Here is a 14851-nt window from a genome sequence, read left to right as displayed (position 1 = left end):
ACGAAAAACGAAAAAAGGGCGGGCGGCTTTCGCCGCCCGCCCTCAGGGACGATTCCCTTGATTCAGTTCCGTTTACTCGACGGCCGTGCCGTAGGCGATGTTGCCGGGCTCGGCGAAGGGGAAGCCCGCCGGGCAGAGGAACTGGTGGTCGATCAGGGTGGCGTCGTGGCCAACGCTGACGAACGCGCCAGGAGCCGTGTGCTGGACGCTCACGTGAGCCTGGTGATAGAGGGGGCTGTAGTTGCGGTTGAAGGTGAGGCGAGTCCAGCCGCCCTTGAAGCCGGCCGGGTTGAGGTCGCCGTTCCCCGTGACGAGGATCCGGTTGCTCTCCCACCACACGTTGGTGTAGACGTCGATCGGCTCGTCGCCCGAAGGCCCGCCGCCGGTCTGCTGGTTCTGGTTCTCGTCGTTGTCCCAGGTCGAGACCGAGATCTGGCGACCGTTGGCGGTCATCTTGTTACCGGTGGCATTGGACGACTTGTCGCAGAGGTTGTTGGCGATGATGACCGTCTCGTCGTCGCTGTCGTCGTCAGCGTCCCAACGGTCGGAGCGCCAGATCACGGCCCAGGTCGTGAGGCCGGCGGCCGCATCGTTCAGGTAACGGAAGGCGTAGGCCGTGCCGAGGGGCTCGCGGCCGTCGCCGAGGAACCAGTAGTCGGAGGGAGCCGGGCCGGCGGCGTCGTCGAACTGCTGGCCGTAGCGACCGTAGAAGGTCTTGTTGTCGGAGTCAGCCCAGACATCGGTGTTCTCGAGGCGCACGTCGAACTCGAGGGAGATGGCGGCGTCGCCGGAGATGTTCCCGCCGGCTGCGGCCGGGTCGATGAAGAACACGTCGCCCATGAGGACGTTCGGGCCCCAGTTGTCATCCCATCCCATGGTCGCGATCGCGTCGTTCGTGTAGAAGGTCGACTGGTTCGGGAAGAAGTTCGTGCAGTAGTTCACGACGTCGATCGTGACGTAGCCCGAGAAGCTCGACGTGAACACGCCGTCCGAAGCGCCGATGCCGCAGGCCGGGTTGTCGACGTCGTTCGCGGGACGCGTGCCGAGGCTCGAGTAGGCCGGCGACTCGTCGAGGGAGTCGAGAACGCGGTTACGGAAGTTGCCCGAGAAGGCCGGGGTGGCGTAGAAGCCGATGGAGTCGTTGAAGTCGCCGCTGTCCGGGTTCTCGAAACGGGTGAACAGGTCCTGGTCGTTGCCGATGAAGTCGTCGTCCTGGCAGGGATCGTCGCCAGTCTTCGCCTGCAGCACCTGGGTGTTCGGGTTGACGTTGAGGTTCCCGTTGAGGACGTCCCTCATCGAGAAGAAGGCAACGTCGAAGCCCGTCATCGGAACGTTGAAGTCGAGCACGGCGGCCGACTGCTTGTTCCAGATGGTGACGTGGGCGATGGCGCCCCACTCGGAGACGTTGGTGATGGCGACGAGGGTGTCGACCCCGCCCGGCGCGATGGCGCCGGCGGCGGCGGACCCGCTCACCTGGAAGTAGGGAACGAGCAGCGTGGCGCCCGGGACGTTGTCGGTCGAGCACGTCACCGCGTAGCTCGTGCCGGTCGCCGCGAGGAGCGCCAGTGCAACCAAGACAGTAAATTTCTTCATTTTCTCTCCTGCTGAATGATGGTGTTCGATGAGACAGAAACGACGCGGCAGAGAGTCACGCACTCCCCCGATACCGAATCACCTCCCGTTAGTTCGATGGAAACAAGGCGAATCCGCGCACTCGAACGGCCCTTGGGGCCGGAAGAACGGCGGGGAAAGAAAGACGCATTCATGCTGCTCCGGGAAAGAGTAGGGGCGCTATTCGGAAAAGTCAAGCGTCGGGGACGAGAAATATGCTCTCTCCCCATATCCCGTCGGCAAGCCCGACTCCCTCGCCGCGGCGAGGATCATCCGAGGTTCCGGAAGAACCGCAGTCCGCCCGCGCGGGACTTGTCGGTGGTCCGGAATTCGTACATGAGAACGACGTCGTTCTTTCCGTCCCTGTCCACGTCGACGACCTTGACGTCCATGGAATGGTTGACGAACCTCGGCTGAAGGGCCGCGTCGAGCTCCTCGAAATCGCCGCCGGCGGTCTGGAAGAAGACCCGGACCCGGCCCAGGGAATCGTCCGCCCAGACGACGTCGTCGAGGCCGTCGCCATTCAGGTCGCCCACTCCGAGGCCCTGCGACTCGTCCCCGGCCTCCGCGAGGACCTTGACGAGCCTCCTGGCCTTCCAGCCGTCCCGGTCGCGGTAGTAGATCGACACCCCGTGTCCCCGGATCGGCCGGGCGACGGCTCCGGGCGCGTTCCCCTTGACGTAGGACGCGAAGGCTGCCGGGAAACCCCGGTAGGTTCCGACGGCCGTTCCGCTGTGAAAGCTGTAGTTCTCCACGACGCCTCGGCCCACGGAGCGGAATGCCTTCGCAGGAGCGTCCCACTCGTAGAGGAGGGCCCGGCCGCCCTGGTACCGGCAGCCGGAGACGAAGAAGGGCGGCCCGCCGGCCAGAGGCGGAGCGGCGAGGCTCATCGAATAGCCGAAGCAGGCCATCTCGAATCCGGCCGTCGATTCCTCGAAGCGACCGTCGGGCTTCTGGAAGAACGCGCGCATGTCGAAGCCCTCCCGGTAGCCCTCCCCTTCGGTTCGCCCGGTCGGATTGGAGCCGGGAGCGGTGTACATGGTGGCCTTTTCCTGGGCTTCCGCCCTCCGGAGAGACTCGGGGTCGTCCGAGACCGCGACGACGTCGAGCCGGCCGTCGCCGTCGACGTCCCCGGCGCCGAGGGAACGGCCGGTCATCTGCCGGGGCATCCCGCGCGCCTCGAGGCGGAACTTCCACCCCCCGAGGTTGTACGCCACGACCGGGCCGGAACCGTGGCCGATACCGAGCACGTCGGGCTTTCCGTCGGCGTCCATGTCGGCGACGGCAACTCCGCCGTACCCGAACCGGACCCCCTCTTCGGCGGGGTCCACCTGGACGGTCACGGGCTGCCACGCCGCGCCGTCGAAGCGGAAGACCCGGAACGTCCCGCCCGCGAGCCTCGGGGGACCCGTGACGATCTCCGGCGAGCCGTCTCCGTCGAGGTCCGCGACTTTCATGGTGGAGCGCCAGAACCCCGACGTGGGAAGGCCCGCGGACTTTTCCTCGAAACGCAGCCGGGTGCGGGAGGTCTTCGGCGTCACGACCTCGTACTCGCTCTCCGGGAACTCGATGATCGGCGCAAGGCCGTCGGGAACCACCTCGGCCGCCTTCCGACGGGCGGTCGCAGCGTCGTCGGGAGCGACGACGTAGTAGTACTTTTCGTCCTCGCGGACGAAGTCCATGGTGAACATGGCCGGATTCAGGAGCGTATGCCGGAGCTTGCCGTCCACGACCTTCAGCGTCTTGCTCTTCGGGACCCGCTGGAGCTTCTTTCCGGTCGCTTCGTCCGTCACGATGATCCACGGCTCTTCCGGGTTCGCTTCCAGATCGACGGGCGGCGCGCCGGCCATCCGGCGGGCGGACTCCACGGCCTGTCTGGCGCGCTCCTCCTGCTCGGCCGTGGGAACCGGAGCCTCTGCCGGGACGGGTGCCGCAGCCCCCTTCCCCGCCTGGGAAGAAGAGGTGCAGCCGGGGAGGGAGATCAGAGCGAGGGGCAGGGCGAGGAAACAGAGTCTCTTCAAGGTTTCTCCTGGTGTGTGCAAGGGCGGCAGGCTTCCGGCCCGCAGCCTGAATCGATCGGGCTGCGGCCTAGAGAACATCGGCGAAGACTTTCCGGCTCCGCTCGAAGAATCGATGCCCCAGAAATGCTAGCACGGCGAAAACGGAGGCCCAGGCCAGGGTTCTCCCCGCCGGGGGGGCCTCGGTGCCGATAAGGCCGGCGCGGAAGAACCCCGCGACATCCCGGACCGGATTGGCATCCAGTGCCCATGCCAGGCCGGGCGGAACGAGAGACTCCGGGTAGAGGATCGGCGTCAGATAAAAGACGACGGTGAGGAGGGGGCCGATCAGCTGGGAGACGTCTCGAAACAGCACGCTGGCGGCCGCAAATGCAAAGGCGGGGCCAGCAAGGATCAGCGCCTGAAAGGCAAAGCCGAGAGCGAGCGGGAGGAGGTGGATCTCCCCCGCTCCGAAGCCGCCGGAGAGGATCGCGAAGACGCAGAGACCGGCTGCCTGCAGGACGAGTGCCGACAGGAGGCTGGCCACGACGAGAATCCCGACCGGGAACGACATCTTCTTGACGAGGTGAGCCTGGTCCGTCACCGCCGAGGCGCTCCGGATCAATGCGTCCTGAAGGCCGAGCCACGGGAGGAGCCCGGCCAGGAGGAACTCGGTGTACGTCCCCCGGAAACCCTCGGGCGGGGGTATCCGGACGATGAGAGAGAAGACGAAGCTGTAAAGGCCGCAGAGAATGAGCGGGTTCAGGAGCGCCCAGCCAGCGCCGCCGAAACTCCCCGCGTACCGGACCGAAAGGTCACGGCGGACGAGCTCGGTCAGGAGGAACAGGTTTCGTCTCAAGAGGGGCGCAAGACAGTCGCAGGTTCCGAGGATCTACTTGACAGGGACCCGGGAGAGCCTAATCTTAGCTTCGAGTACGTGTCGATGAGTGCCACCGTGCGCCGTTCGCAGATTATCGTGGTCGGGCAAAAGATCCGTCAAATACGGAAGAGCCGCCGCCTGACCCAGGCCGACCTCGCCGGTCGGATCGGCGTGACGCAGTCGGACCTGTCGCGGATGGAGAACGGCGAATACAAGGTCGGCCTCGACACCCTCTTCCGGATCCTCCAGGTCTTCGAGCTGTCGATGAGCCACTTCTTCGAGGAGCCGGTCACCGAGGCCGCCGAGTCCGAGGAGACCCCGGCACCCGATGCCGCCGGAGATACCCAGCAGTTCGTCGCCGACTTCGAAGAGCTCGACGAAGACTCGCGCCGCGACGTTCGCGATTTCATCGCCTTCAAGAAGATCCAGCAGCAGAACCGGCAGCCACGATGGCGGCCCGAGCCTGCCCCCGCCGAGGCCCAGTCGGACCAGGCGCCGGGCGGTACTCCCATTCCGTTCGGCCGCCCCGGCGGTCCGGGCCGGCCCGAGTGAGGACGAGGGACGAAATGACGGCCATCTCTCGCGATCCCGCAATGCTCCGGAGCCGGTCTGAAGCCATGCGCGCCGAGGCCCTCGAACACCTCGAGAAGGGCGAGTTCGCCGCGTCCCTCGCGCGGTATGACGCGGCACTCGCGTCGGCCGAGCAGACGGGCGATGCCTCCTTCGTCGACTGGATCTTCGCCTGCCGTGCCGCGGCAGCGGCGGAGGCCGGACCCGCCGAGAGCGAGCTCCTCGAGCTCAAGAAGATCCTCCTCCGCGGTCGTGAAGGGCAGACGGCCTTCCGCGCCGCCTACACCGCGGCGCGCATCTACGAGCTGAAGCGCGACTTCCGAAAGGCCGCGTTCTACGCGCGGCTCGCCCGCCAGCACGCCGCCGAGATCGGCGACCCCGTCCTCCTCGCTGGCGCCGAGAGCGTCCAGGGCACGCTTCTCACCGTCGACAGCCGCTTCGAGGAAGCCGCGGAGTGCTACCGGCGGGCCCTCGACGTCTCCGCCCCCCCCGTTCGCATTCCCGCGCTGTTCCGGGCTCTCTGGCAGGACAACCTCGGCTATTGCCTCATCGCCCTCGACCGGACCTCGGAAGGGCTTCCGCTGGTCCACGACGCCCTCGAGACGATCGAGAAGGCCGGAGCGACGGCTCACACCGTCTTCCCGCTCATGGACCTCTGCTTCGGCTACCTCAAGGGCGACCGGTACGAGGAAGCCCGCTACTTCGGGGAAGCCTGCCTCGAGCGGGCCCCCCTCTCCGGCGACGACACCGTCGAGCGGAACGTCCTCTACCTCCTCGGAGAGGCGTGCCACCTCGGCGGCGACGAGGATGCCGCCCGCGATTACTTCGACCGCCTGGCTTCCCTCTACCCCGACTTCCGGAACCTGAGGGCCTACCTCGAGGTCTTCGACTTCCGGAACGTCATCAATCTCAGGTCGTGAGGTGAGCGCCATGAAACCGACGCGCTTCGCCCGATTCCTCATCGCCCTCGTGGCCGTCGCCGCCGCGACGGTTATCGGAACCGGCCCCGCGCTTGCCGACGGTGCCGTCGTGGCACCTGACGGAACCCTGTACGAGGTCTTCCCGGCGCGTCACGGCGACTACGCCAACCTCCCGGACGGCTCCAACGAAGCCGAAATGCCGATTCTGGCCCTGCGCGTGACGCCTTCCGGCGAACCCCCCGTCGTCGAGATCGTCGACGGCACCGTCGACTTCAACCACGAGGGCTCGGTCTCCATCGAGTTCGAAGAGACGACCGGCACCCTCTTCGTCGCCTATACCAAGGCCCGTGGCCTCATGGCCGACATGCACGTCGCGATCCGCCGCGACGCCGCCTGGTCAGGTCACGACATTCTCTCGAACCGGGGAATCTACCTCTCGATCAACCCGAAGGTCGTCGTCACGCGGCAGCAGTACGTCGACTTCGACGCCGAGGGACTCCCCGTCACGAAGACGCGCTCCATCTTCTCCCTCATCTGGTGGGAGGAGAGCGGACCGTCGCAGGCCCGCTACTCCCCGATCTTCGTCGAGGACGGTGAGCTGAGAGTCGATGCCGTCCAGGCCTGGAACCTGAACGAGCTGGCCGGCGCCGCCGGCTACACCGACCCCACCGGCCTGCCCGTCTCGGCCTTCTCCTACCCCGCGGTCCAGGCGGACCCGACGGCCAACGGGGGCGTCCTCGTCACCTTCGCGAACCTGGCGACGCGGCAGCAGCAGGTCCTCAGGATCACCTTCCCCGACGACCTGACCAAGCTCGCGCCCCAGGGCGCAACGAAGGTCCCGGAAGAGGCGTGGGCCCGCGCGCACGTCCCGATCGGCCGCAGCGCCGGATCGGGCCGGATCCCGCTCAACATGAACACGCTCTCCGAGGTCGAGGCGACGATCTCCCAGAAGGGCGTCACGACGTTCCACTGGGTCGAGGGGTCTACCATGCAGTTCGTCCGGAGCGACGACGGCGAGGAGGCTCAGGCGCGCCAGCTGGCACTGCGCAGCGACTTCTCTGCCGAAAAGGCCACCCGTCTCGTCAAGGCCCTCGCCGAGAAGAACTGACGCCGGGTCTTCCACCAGGCCATCGTGCGCCCCGGGTCACCGGGGCGCTTTGCTTTGAGGGTCGCCTTCCGAAGCAGACCAGTCCGGACGCTGCTCAGACACCCCGCGGCAGGTCGCTGCGGAGGTCCCGGACGTAGAGCGAGCCGAGAGCCTCGACGAGACGGCGGCCCTCCTCGCTCTGGACGGTGGGAACGACGACGCGCACGCGGTAGTAGTGGTCGCCGGTCGTTCCGGTCCGCAGGTTCTCGATGCCCCGTCCCTTCAGCCGGAACCGCTGGCCCGAGACCGTTCCGGCGGGGATCCGGGCCCGGACGAGGCCCTTGACGGTCGGCACCTCGATCTCGGCGCCGAGGTAGGCCTCGGGGACGGTGACCGGAACCTCGGCGACGATGTCGTCGCCTTCCCTGTTGAAGTAGGCGTGCCTCTCGACGGTGATCGCGAGGTAGAGGTCTCCGTTCTCCGTCCGGCCCTTGCCGGGAACGCGGATACGCGCGCCGGTGTCGACCCCCGCGGGAATGCGGACCGTCAGGCTCTCCGTTTCGACGAGCGCGCCGGAGCCGTGGCAGGCCGCGCACGCCGACTTCGCAACGCGCCCCGTCCCCCGGCAGCGGGCGCAGCGGCGCGGGATGCGCGCCGAGAACGACACGGTGCCGCCGAGGACCGCGTCGCGGAACGGGATCGTGATGGCCGCGGCGGCATCCTCGTCCTCGCCGACACCGATGCCGGAGCCGGAACCCGCGAAGAGGTCGGAGAACAGGTCGGAGACGTCTCCCGACCAGCGGAAGCCGCCCCCTCCCGCGGCGCCCCTGCCGAACGGCGTCTGGCGAAAGTCCTGTCCGAAGGGCCCTTCCGGCCCTGCACCGCGGCGGGCCTGGCCGCTCGGAGGTTCGGGAGCCTCTCCCGTGTCTCCGTACCGGTCGTACCGCTCCTTCTTCTTGGGATCCTTCAGGATCTCGTACGCGGCCGCGATCTCCTGGAAGCGCTTGTGGGCCCCGGCGTCGCCGAGGTTCACGTCCGGGTGGGACTTCCTCGCGAGGCGCCGGTACGCCTTCTTGATCTCCGCATCTCCAGCCGTGCGTGACACGCCGAGGACCTCGTACGGATCCTTCATCGCCATGCACGGAACGATAGCGGATTGCGGGCAGTTCGCGGTGCGCGACGGCTAGAATGGCAATAACCGGGATCGGCCGTGAAGATTCTTCAACACCGCGACGTCCTCTCGATCGTCCTGGCCGGCGGAATGGGAGAGCGCCTCTACCCTCTCACGCGGGACCGTGCCAAGCCGGCGGTCCCGTTCGGGGGGCGTTACCGGATCGTCGACTTCGTCCTCAACAACCTCGTCAACTCGGGGCTGATGAAGATCAAGGTGCTCACGCAGTTCAAGTCGAACTCTCTCATCGAGCACCTCGTGCGGGCCTGGCGCCTGAACCCCGAGATCGGCCAGTTCGTCGACCCGGTCCCCGCCCAGATGCGGCGAGGGCCGCACTGGTTCCGCGGCACCGCCGACGCCGTCTACCAGAACCTCGACCTCATCTTCGACGAGGAGCCGACGCAGGTCTGCGTGTTCGGCGGCGACCACGTCTACGTGATGGACGTGAACCCGATGCTCGCGTTCCACGAGGACGGCGGGCACGACCTGACGATCGCCGCCTTCCCCGTGCCGCTGACGGAGGCGGCGCGGTTCGGGATCCTCGAGGTGGACGAGCGCGGCCGCGTGACCGGCTTCGAGGAGAAGCCGAAGGAGCCGAGGGAGATCCCGGGCGCTCCGGGCTTCGCCCTCGCCTCGATGGGGAACTACATTTTTCGCCCGAAGGTGCTCCGGGAGGCGCTCGAGAACGATGCCCTGCAGGACACCTCGCACGACTTCGGCAGGACGATCATCCCGGCGCTTCTCGCCGGCGGCACCTCCGTCTGGGCCTACGACTTCTCGCTGAGCAGCGTTCCCGGCGACGAGGAGCTCGCTCCCTACTGGCGCGACATCGGGACCGTCGACTCCTACTGGGAGGCTTCGATGGACCTGATCTCCGTGAGCCCCCCGCTGAACCTTTACAACGCGAAGTGGGCGCTGAAGACCCTCTCGCCGCATCTGCCTCCCGCCAAGTTCGTCTTCGCGGATCCGGTCTCGAACCGGACGGGCGTCGCGACCGACTCGATGGTCGCCGACGGCTGCATCCTCTCGGGCGGAACCGTTCACCGGTCGATCCTCTTCCCGCGCGTGAGGGTCAACTCCTATTCGCGTGTCGAGGAGAGCGTCCTCATGGACGGCGTCGACGTCGGCCGCTATTCGCGGCTCCGGAAGGTCATCGTCGACAAGGGGGTCAAGATCCCCCCCAGGACGGAGATCGGTTTCGACCCGGAGAGCGACCGGAGACGGTTCCACGTCTCGGAGGGAGGGGTCATCGTCCTGCCGAAGGGCGTCGAAGTTCCCCCTCCGTGATCAAAAGGGCTTGCAAATAGCCTCGTATCTCCATATAAAGTTCGGAGGTTTCCCCGCCTCCCCGAATTTTATATGGATGAGATCGATCGCCAGATCCTCGACATGCTCCAGCGCGACGGGAAAATCTCCCAGGCGCGCATCGCTGAGAACGTCGGCCTGACGACCCCGTCCGTCAACGAGCGGATCAAGAAGCTCGAGACCCGCGGGTTCATTCGCCGCTTCACCGCGCTGCTCGATCCCCGGCAGGTCGGCATGGCTGCGGTCGCGCACGTCGACGTCCAGCTGGAGCACCCGAGCTTCGAGCGCACGTTTCTCGACGAGATCGAGAACCTCCTCTCCGTCCAGGAGTGCTACGCGATCTCCGGTGACTACGGCTATCGGCTGAAGGTCCGCGCACGGGACCTCGAGCAGCTCGAGGCCGTCCTCCGCGAGCGCATCCAGACGATCCGTGGCGTCGTTCGCACGCGGGTCGACCTTTCACTTTCCATCAAGAAAGACTCGACGCTCCTGCCCGTCACCTGAATCGGCGTCGACTCGGGTCAGCCGGTGCCATTCTGGTCGACCCGATGCCGAAATGATCCACGCCCGGACTCGAATTGAGACACCGCTCACGCGTCGGGACGGAGGCGGTCAGCGGAAGCCCTTTCACGAGGGCGGTTTCGCCGTCGAGGGTTTCCGGAAATCCTCTGGCATCCCTGTTGCGTAGTAGGGAGCAGGAGATCGAAGACAAACTCCTACGCCAACGGTGGCGTCAGATCTTCAAAACCCGCCCGTAAAGCCCCGCTGGCTCCCCGCCATCGGGCCCACCACCCAATACCCCTCACTTCAGCCCTACCAGGAATATCCCACCGCCGCACTTCCCGCCCGACCCCAGAGGTCGGGCGGGAACCCCGCCATTTCCGTCAGAACCTCCAGGCGACGGCCGCGGAGACGATGACCGGCTTCCGGCGCGACATATCCCGGATGAGGTGTCCGACAGCCTCCAGCCGTATGTCGATGCTGCGATTCACCGTGAAGACGGTGAGCAGTCCACCGTTCAGGCCGAACACGGACTCCTCGGGATCGGTCTCGACCTGCCCGGCGCCGGGAGTCTTCGGACGAAGGAAGTACCCCCCTCCGCCCGCCACGAAGCCGGCCTGCCACCAGTCCTCCTTGAAGAGATAGGCGATCGTCAGCGTCGCCGCGTCGACGTCGATGTCCGGGCCGTTCTCGGCCGTCGGCGGCAGCTGCATGCGCGTGTAGCGCGCCTGCATGAGGACCCCCGGGTCGAGCTTCATCTCGACGAAGCCGTACCCGGCGGCGGTGGAGAAGTTGTCCAGGTTCTCGGCGGACCCCGTGTCGTTGAGGATTCCCCCTCCTACCCCGACGGCGAACGTCTGGGCGGCGGCGGAAGAGCTCAGGGTGGCGGACGCGACGACGAGGGCGGAAAGGAGGAGCGCTCGCGCGAGGCGCGGCGGGCGAGGGGCTTTCATCCTGCAGCAGGATAGAGGGACGCTGAAAGGGGCGTCAATGTGCATGTCCGGCTTACGGAGGCGCGCCCTTCGTCGTCTAGAATCCCGGATGTGGCGGGCGCCTTCGGGACCGAGTCCCTCCTGCCCGGGCGGGTCCTCCTCCAATTCCTCTTCCCGTCGTGCTGTGCCTCCTGCGGCGCCGCCCGGCGCGGTGTCGGCGGAGGCGGCCTCTGCCGCGCGTGCTGGCGGGCGCTTCCCCTCATCGACGGCAACGACGCCTGCCAGACCTGCGCCCTCCCTTCCTCGGCTCCCCTCTGCCACGGCTGCCTCGAAAGCGCCCCCCCCGTTTCGCGCGCGGCCGCCGTCGCACGATACGAGGGCGTCACCCGGCGCCTCGTCCACGCCCTGAAGTTCCGGGGCCACGACATCCTCGCCGCGCCCGCCGGAGCCCTGATGGCGGAGGCGGCGCGGACGCGCGGTCTGGACCAGGACTGCCAGGCCGTCGTCCCGATTCCCTCCACTGCCCGCAGGAACAGGGACCGGGGCTACGACCCGGGCGCTCTCCTGGCAGAGGAGGTGGCGCGGCGGCTCGACCGGCCCCTTCTCGCTCTCCTCTCGCGCGTCCTCGAGGCGCCACCCCAGTCGACCGTCCCGGCCGCCCGACGCCGCGGAAACGTCCTCGGTGCGTTCGCCTCCTCGCGAGCCGCCCGAGGCGCACGCCTCCTCCTCGTCGACGACGTCATGACCACCGGCGCCACCGCCTTCGAAGCCGCCCGCACCCTGGGCGCGGCGGGAGCCGCTCGCATCGACCTCCTCGTCCTGGCCCGGACTCCCGAGGCCGGGCAGCTGCACCACACCCACCCGGAGTCCACATGAGCTCACTCTTCGATCGTCTCGTCGTCGGCACGCTGCCGTTCGTCCCGAAGGCCGTCGTCAGGAAATTCGCCCGGCGCTACGTCGCGGGCGAAACGCTCGACGACGCCGTCCGCACCGTGCGCGAGCTCTCGACCGAGGGCGCGATGGCCACCATCGACGTCCTGGGCGAGAGCGTCACGCGGCGCGAGCAGACCGAGCAGACGCGCGACGAGTACCTCCGGGTCCTCGACACGATCGTCGCCGCCCGGCTCGATGCCAACGTCTCCATCAAGCCGACGGCCGTCGGGCTTTCCATCGACCCGCAGCTCGCGCGAGAGAACTGCCGGGCGATCTGCCGCAAGGCGGCCTCGTCGGGGACGTTCGTCCGCATCGACATGGAGGACTCTCCCTACACGGAGAAGACCCTCCAGCTCGTCCTCGACCTGAAGGAGGAGTTCCCCGGCGTCGGCGTCGTCGTCCAGGCCTACATGCGCCGGACGCTCGCCGACATGGACCGGCTCGTCGCCGCCGGGATGAACGTGCGCATCTGCAAGGGGATCTACGTCGAGCCGCGCGACATCGCCTACAAGGACCGCCAGGTCGTCATCGAGAATTTCGCGGCCATCGTCGACAAGCACCTGTCGGCAGGCTGCTACGCCGGCATCGCGACGCACGACGAAGCCTGCGTGCAGAAGGCGCTCGCCACGATCGACCGGCTGAAGCTGAGGCCCGAGCAGTACGAGTTCCAGATGCTCCTCGGCGTCGACCCGCTTCTCAGGCGGACGATCCTCCAGGCCGGCCACCGCCTCCGCGTCTACGTGCCCTACGGGCGGGACTGGTACGCCTACTCCCTCCGCCGCCTGAAGGAGAACCCGTCGATCGCCCGGCACACGGTCCGCATGGTCCTGGGGATGGGCCCGGCCCAGTCCTGACCGCGATCCGGTCTCCCGTCGAAGTTCCAGTTGACGTGGAGCCGATCAGCGACCCATGATGAGAGAGGACGCCCTTTCGAGGGTCGGAGTCCTGTATTTGAGGCGCTCCGCCAAGGCCCATCGCCCGGCCGTGCTCGCCGGATGTTTTGTGGCACTCCTCGCCGCACCGGCGCTGGGCGCGCCCCGCGACGTTCCAGGACCCACCGCCCCCCTTTCGGGCGTCCTGAGCGCCAACGGCGTCCCGCTCGCCGGAGTCTCCCTCGTCGTCCGGGGGCTCACGGGAGCGGCGGCATCCGTGGTGCGGATCCTGAAGACCGACGCCGAGGGTACCTTCTGCCTTTCTGATGCGGCGCCGGGGGTCTACTCGGTCCTCGCGGCTGTGCCGGGGTTCCGGTCTGCGTCCGCGCAGGTCCTCCATCGATCGTCGTCCGACAGGCTGTCCTTCGTCCGCCTCGAGCTCGACCGCGATCGACAGGGAGTCCTCCCGGCCGGACCTGGTGGAGCACTGGACCCGTGGGCGGCCCGGGCGTCCATCGGCGGGGACGTCCTCAGGGACGAGGGCTTCGCCGAGGGCTCTCCCACGGCGGCTCCGTCCCCGGCGTCGGCCGTCGCCACGTCGAACTCCGCCTCGCAGGTCATTCCCTTGCCGGTCCGGGGTTCCGTCGCGTCGCTGCAGGGCTTCGCTGCGGACGGGGCGGGAGCCCGCTCCCAGACGTCGCTCGACGTTCGCGGCAGCCTCGGCGGGGGCGTCAAGTGGGGAGTTACGGGCGGGTACGACCGCGTGATGTCCGAAGAGGGTCAGCAGGTCGGCGGCGCCTCCAGCGTATCCATCGACGTCCTTCCGGTCGAAGGACAGTCCATTCGCGTCTCCAGCCGGAGGAGCGAGATACCGGGCCTCGAGAACGCCGACGCCCGGCTCGACGCCCACTCGGTCGACTGGGCCGCGAGCCGGACCAACGGCTCCCGCGCCTCCGTCTCCGCCCGGCTCCTGACGCACCGGAACCTCGAGCCCGCCGCGCTCCCGAAGGCGCTCTTCCGCTCGGAGGGAAGCGCCCTCGAGGTCGATGCGGGGTATCGGAGCGAGCTGGGCGAGGGACGCTTCGTGAGGGTTCACGTCGGCTACAGGTCGGACGTCACGAACGGAACCCCCGGCGCATCCTCGGCCGCGCCGCGTCCCGAGCGCGAGGCGCGGCTGGGCGGCGTCGCCGGAATCCGGCTCCTCGACGCCCTCCTCGTCGAGGCCGGAGGCACCGGAGACTATTCCGTCGGTTCCCGCGGCGTGACTCCCGAGCTCACGCTCTCCGTCGAGGCGCTCGCGGGCCTGACCGTCTACGGGTTCGCCTCGCGCCGCTTCGAACAGAAAGAGACAGGCGTGTTCGTTTCCGGGATTATCGGAGTCGACGACGCCGACCTCGTCCGGGCCACCCGGGCGCTCTACCGGGCCGGCGCGCGGTTCGAGAGCCACGGCACCGGGCGGCTCGAGCTCGAAGCGAGCCGCCGGGAGATTTCGGAGGCATTCCAGCTCCTGCTCGACACCGACGTCATCGACCGCGTCGACGCCCTCTACCTCTTCCCGGGCGACGTGGCCGATGAAGCCTCCGGCTCACTGACGTTCGCAATCCGGGAGAACGTCTCGGCGCGCCTCGCGCTTCTTGGCGGTCAGGTCCGGGGAGGGGGGACGGTCGCCGGAACGACCTCGAACGACGCCCGCTACTGGGTCTCGAGCGCCCGCATCGACGTCCTGCCGAGCGGCACGTCGGTCTCTATCCGCTACCGCCTCCTCGAGCAGGAGCTGGGCCGCACGGCAGACGTGTACCGCAACGGCCGCAGGTCGGTCGACGTGACCCTCGCCCAGGTGATCCCGGTTCCTATCCTCCGCGCCGCCGGTTCCCGCTGGCAGGCGCTCTTCTCGGTCGCGACGGGGAGCCGGCAGGAGGGAGACGGGGACCCTAGACAGAACCGACAGTTGGCCGGAGGCCTTTCGCTCTCGTTCTGACCCATCCGGGTTTTTTTGGATTTCGATTCAATTTCCCCGGGACAAATAGACGCGTTCGGTCCTCGAACGTCGATAACTTGTTCAAAAAGGGCCA

At 67.8% G+C, this 14851-nt stretch carries 13 protein-coding genes; 8 read left to right on the top strand and 5 right to left on the bottom strand.

The features are described 5' to 3' along the window. Positions 1 to 72 precede the first annotated feature (72 nt). The 3 genes from IPN03_24270 to IPN03_24260 all read right to left on the bottom strand — a co-directional run bounded on the left by IPN03_24270 (position 73) and on the right by IPN03_24260 (position 4467). Positions 73 to 1593, bottom strand: coding sequence for a hypothetical protein (locus IPN03_24270; GenBank protein MBK9376744.1), 1521 nt, complete (start codon positions 1591 to 1593; stop codon positions 73 to 75). 287 nt (positions 1594 to 1880) lie between these two features. Next, on the bottom strand, positions 1881 to 3632 hold the full coding sequence (locus tag IPN03_24265; GenBank protein MBK9376743.1) for a VCBS repeat-containing protein: 1752 nt from the start codon (positions 3630 to 3632) through the stop codon (positions 1881 to 1883). Positions 3633 to 3699: 67 nt separating this feature from the next. Beyond that, the gene (locus IPN03_24260; GenBank protein MBK9376742.1) at positions 3700 to 4467 is read right to left on the bottom strand and encodes an ABC transporter permease; all 768 of its coding nucleotides are present in this window, start codon (positions 4465 to 4467) and stop codon (positions 3700 to 3702) included. An 84-nt stretch (positions 4468 to 4551) separates the two neighbouring features. Between IPN03_24260 and IPN03_24255 the strand changes: the two genes are divergently transcribed. The 3 genes from IPN03_24255 to IPN03_24245 are packed head-to-tail and all read left to right on the top strand — an operon-like array spanning position 4552 to position 7086. Further along, positions 4552 to 5040, top strand: coding sequence for a helix-turn-helix transcriptional regulator (locus IPN03_24255; GenBank protein MBK9376741.1), 489 nt, complete (start codon positions 4552 to 4554; stop codon positions 5038 to 5040). Between the two features lie 14 nt (positions 5041 to 5054). Then, complete coding sequence (locus IPN03_24250; GenBank protein ID MBK9376740.1) at positions 5055 to 5978, top strand: hypothetical protein; 924 nt, start codon at positions 5055 to 5057, stop codon at positions 5976 to 5978. Between the two features lie 10 nt (positions 5979 to 5988). Continuing rightward, complete coding sequence (locus IPN03_24245; protein MBK9376739.1) at positions 5989 to 7086, top strand: hypothetical protein; 1098 nt, start codon at positions 5989 to 5991, stop codon at positions 7084 to 7086. Between the two features lie 94 nt (positions 7087 to 7180). On the opposite strand, the gene IPN03_24240 is transcribed toward IPN03_24245, so the two are convergent. After that, positions 7181 to 8203: a J domain-containing protein gene (locus tag IPN03_24240; GenBank protein MBK9376738.1), complete on the bottom strand. Its 1023-nt coding sequence runs from the start codon at positions 8201 to 8203 to the stop codon at positions 7181 to 7183. Between the two features lie 78 nt (positions 8204 to 8281). Here IPN03_24240 and glgC point away from each other — a divergent pair, with 78 nt between their 5' ends. Together glgC and IPN03_24230 are read left to right on the top strand one after the other, a co-directional pair. After that, positions 8282 to 9523, top strand: a complete 1242-nt coding sequence (glgC, locus tag IPN03_24235; protein MBK9376737.1) for a glucose-1-phosphate adenylyltransferase — start codon at positions 8282 to 8284, stop codon at positions 9521 to 9523. Between the two features lie 72 nt (positions 9524 to 9595). Next, positions 9596 to 10045 (top strand): Lrp/AsnC family transcriptional regulator, encoded by a 450-nt coding sequence (locus IPN03_24230; protein ID MBK9376736.1) that lies wholly within the window; start codon positions 9596 to 9598, stop codon positions 10043 to 10045. A gap of 380 nt (positions 10046 to 10425) precedes the next feature. Here IPN03_24230 and IPN03_24225 read toward each other — a convergent pair whose 3' ends face one another. Continuing rightward, the gene (locus IPN03_24225; protein ID MBK9376735.1) at positions 10426 to 10995 is read right to left on the bottom strand and encodes a hypothetical protein; all 570 of its coding nucleotides are present in this window, start codon (positions 10993 to 10995) and stop codon (positions 10426 to 10428) included. Between the two features lie 90 nt (positions 10996 to 11085). On the opposite strand from IPN03_24225, the gene IPN03_24220 reads away from it, so the two are divergent. The 3 genes from IPN03_24220 (at position 11086) to IPN03_24210 (ending at position 14757) form a co-directional block, all read left to right on the top strand. Then, a complete protein-coding gene (locus tag IPN03_24220) occupies positions 11086 to 11850 on the top strand; it encodes a ComF family protein (GenBank protein MBK9376734.1) in 765 nt (254 codons plus the stop codon). Next, positions 11847 to 12761 carry a proline dehydrogenase family protein gene (locus IPN03_24215; GenBank protein MBK9376733.1) on the top strand — a complete coding sequence of 305 codons (915 nt, stop codon included), beginning with the start codon at positions 11847 to 11849 and terminating at the stop codon, positions 12759 to 12761. The genes IPN03_24220 and IPN03_24215 overlap by 4 nt, the downstream gene beginning before the upstream one ends. Positions 12762 to 12858: 97 nt before the next feature. After that, the gene (locus IPN03_24210; protein ID MBK9376732.1) at positions 12859 to 14757 is read left to right on the top strand and encodes a carboxypeptidase regulatory-like domain-containing protein; all 1899 of its coding nucleotides are present in this window, start codon (positions 12859 to 12861) and stop codon (positions 14755 to 14757) included. The last annotated feature ends 94 nt before the right edge of the window (positions 14758 to 14851 follow it).

It is taken from the genome of Holophagales bacterium, from assembly GCA_016719485.1.
Classification (GTDB): Bacteria; Acidobacteriota; Thermoanaerobaculia; order UBA5066; family UBA5066; genus UBA5066.
The sequence above is the reverse complement of the archived record's forward strand: the minus strand, read 5'-3'. Positions and strand labels throughout refer to the sequence as shown.

Coding starts and splice junctions, on each gene's coding strand:
- IPN03_24245 (MBK9376739.1), top strand. CDS start 5,989: ATGAAACCGACGCGCTTCGCCCGATTCCTCATCGCCCTCGTGGCCGTC.
- IPN03_24225 (MBK9376735.1), bottom strand. CDS start 10,995: ATGAAAGCCCCTCGCCCGCCGCGCCTCGCGCGAGCGCTCCTCCTTTCC.
- IPN03_24255 (MBK9376741.1), top strand. CDS start 4,552: ATGAGTGCCACCGTGCGCCGTTCGCAGATTATCGTGGTCGGGCAAAAG.
- IPN03_24230 (MBK9376736.1), top strand. CDS start 9,596: ATGGATGAGATCGATCGCCAGATCCTCGACATGCTCCAGCGCGACGGG.
- IPN03_24240 (MBK9376738.1), bottom strand. CDS start 8,203: ATGGCGATGAAGGATCCGTACGAGGTCCTCGGCGTGTCACGCACGGCT.
- IPN03_24250 (MBK9376740.1), top strand. CDS start 5,055: ATGACGGCCATCTCTCGCGATCCCGCAATGCTCCGGAGCCGGTCTGAA.
- IPN03_24215 (MBK9376733.1), top strand. CDS start 11,847: ATGAGCTCACTCTTCGATCGTCTCGTCGTCGGCACGCTGCCGTTCGTC.
- IPN03_24270 (MBK9376744.1), bottom strand. CDS start 1,593: ATGAAGAAATTTACTGTCTTGGTTGCACTGGCGCTCCTCGCGGCGACC.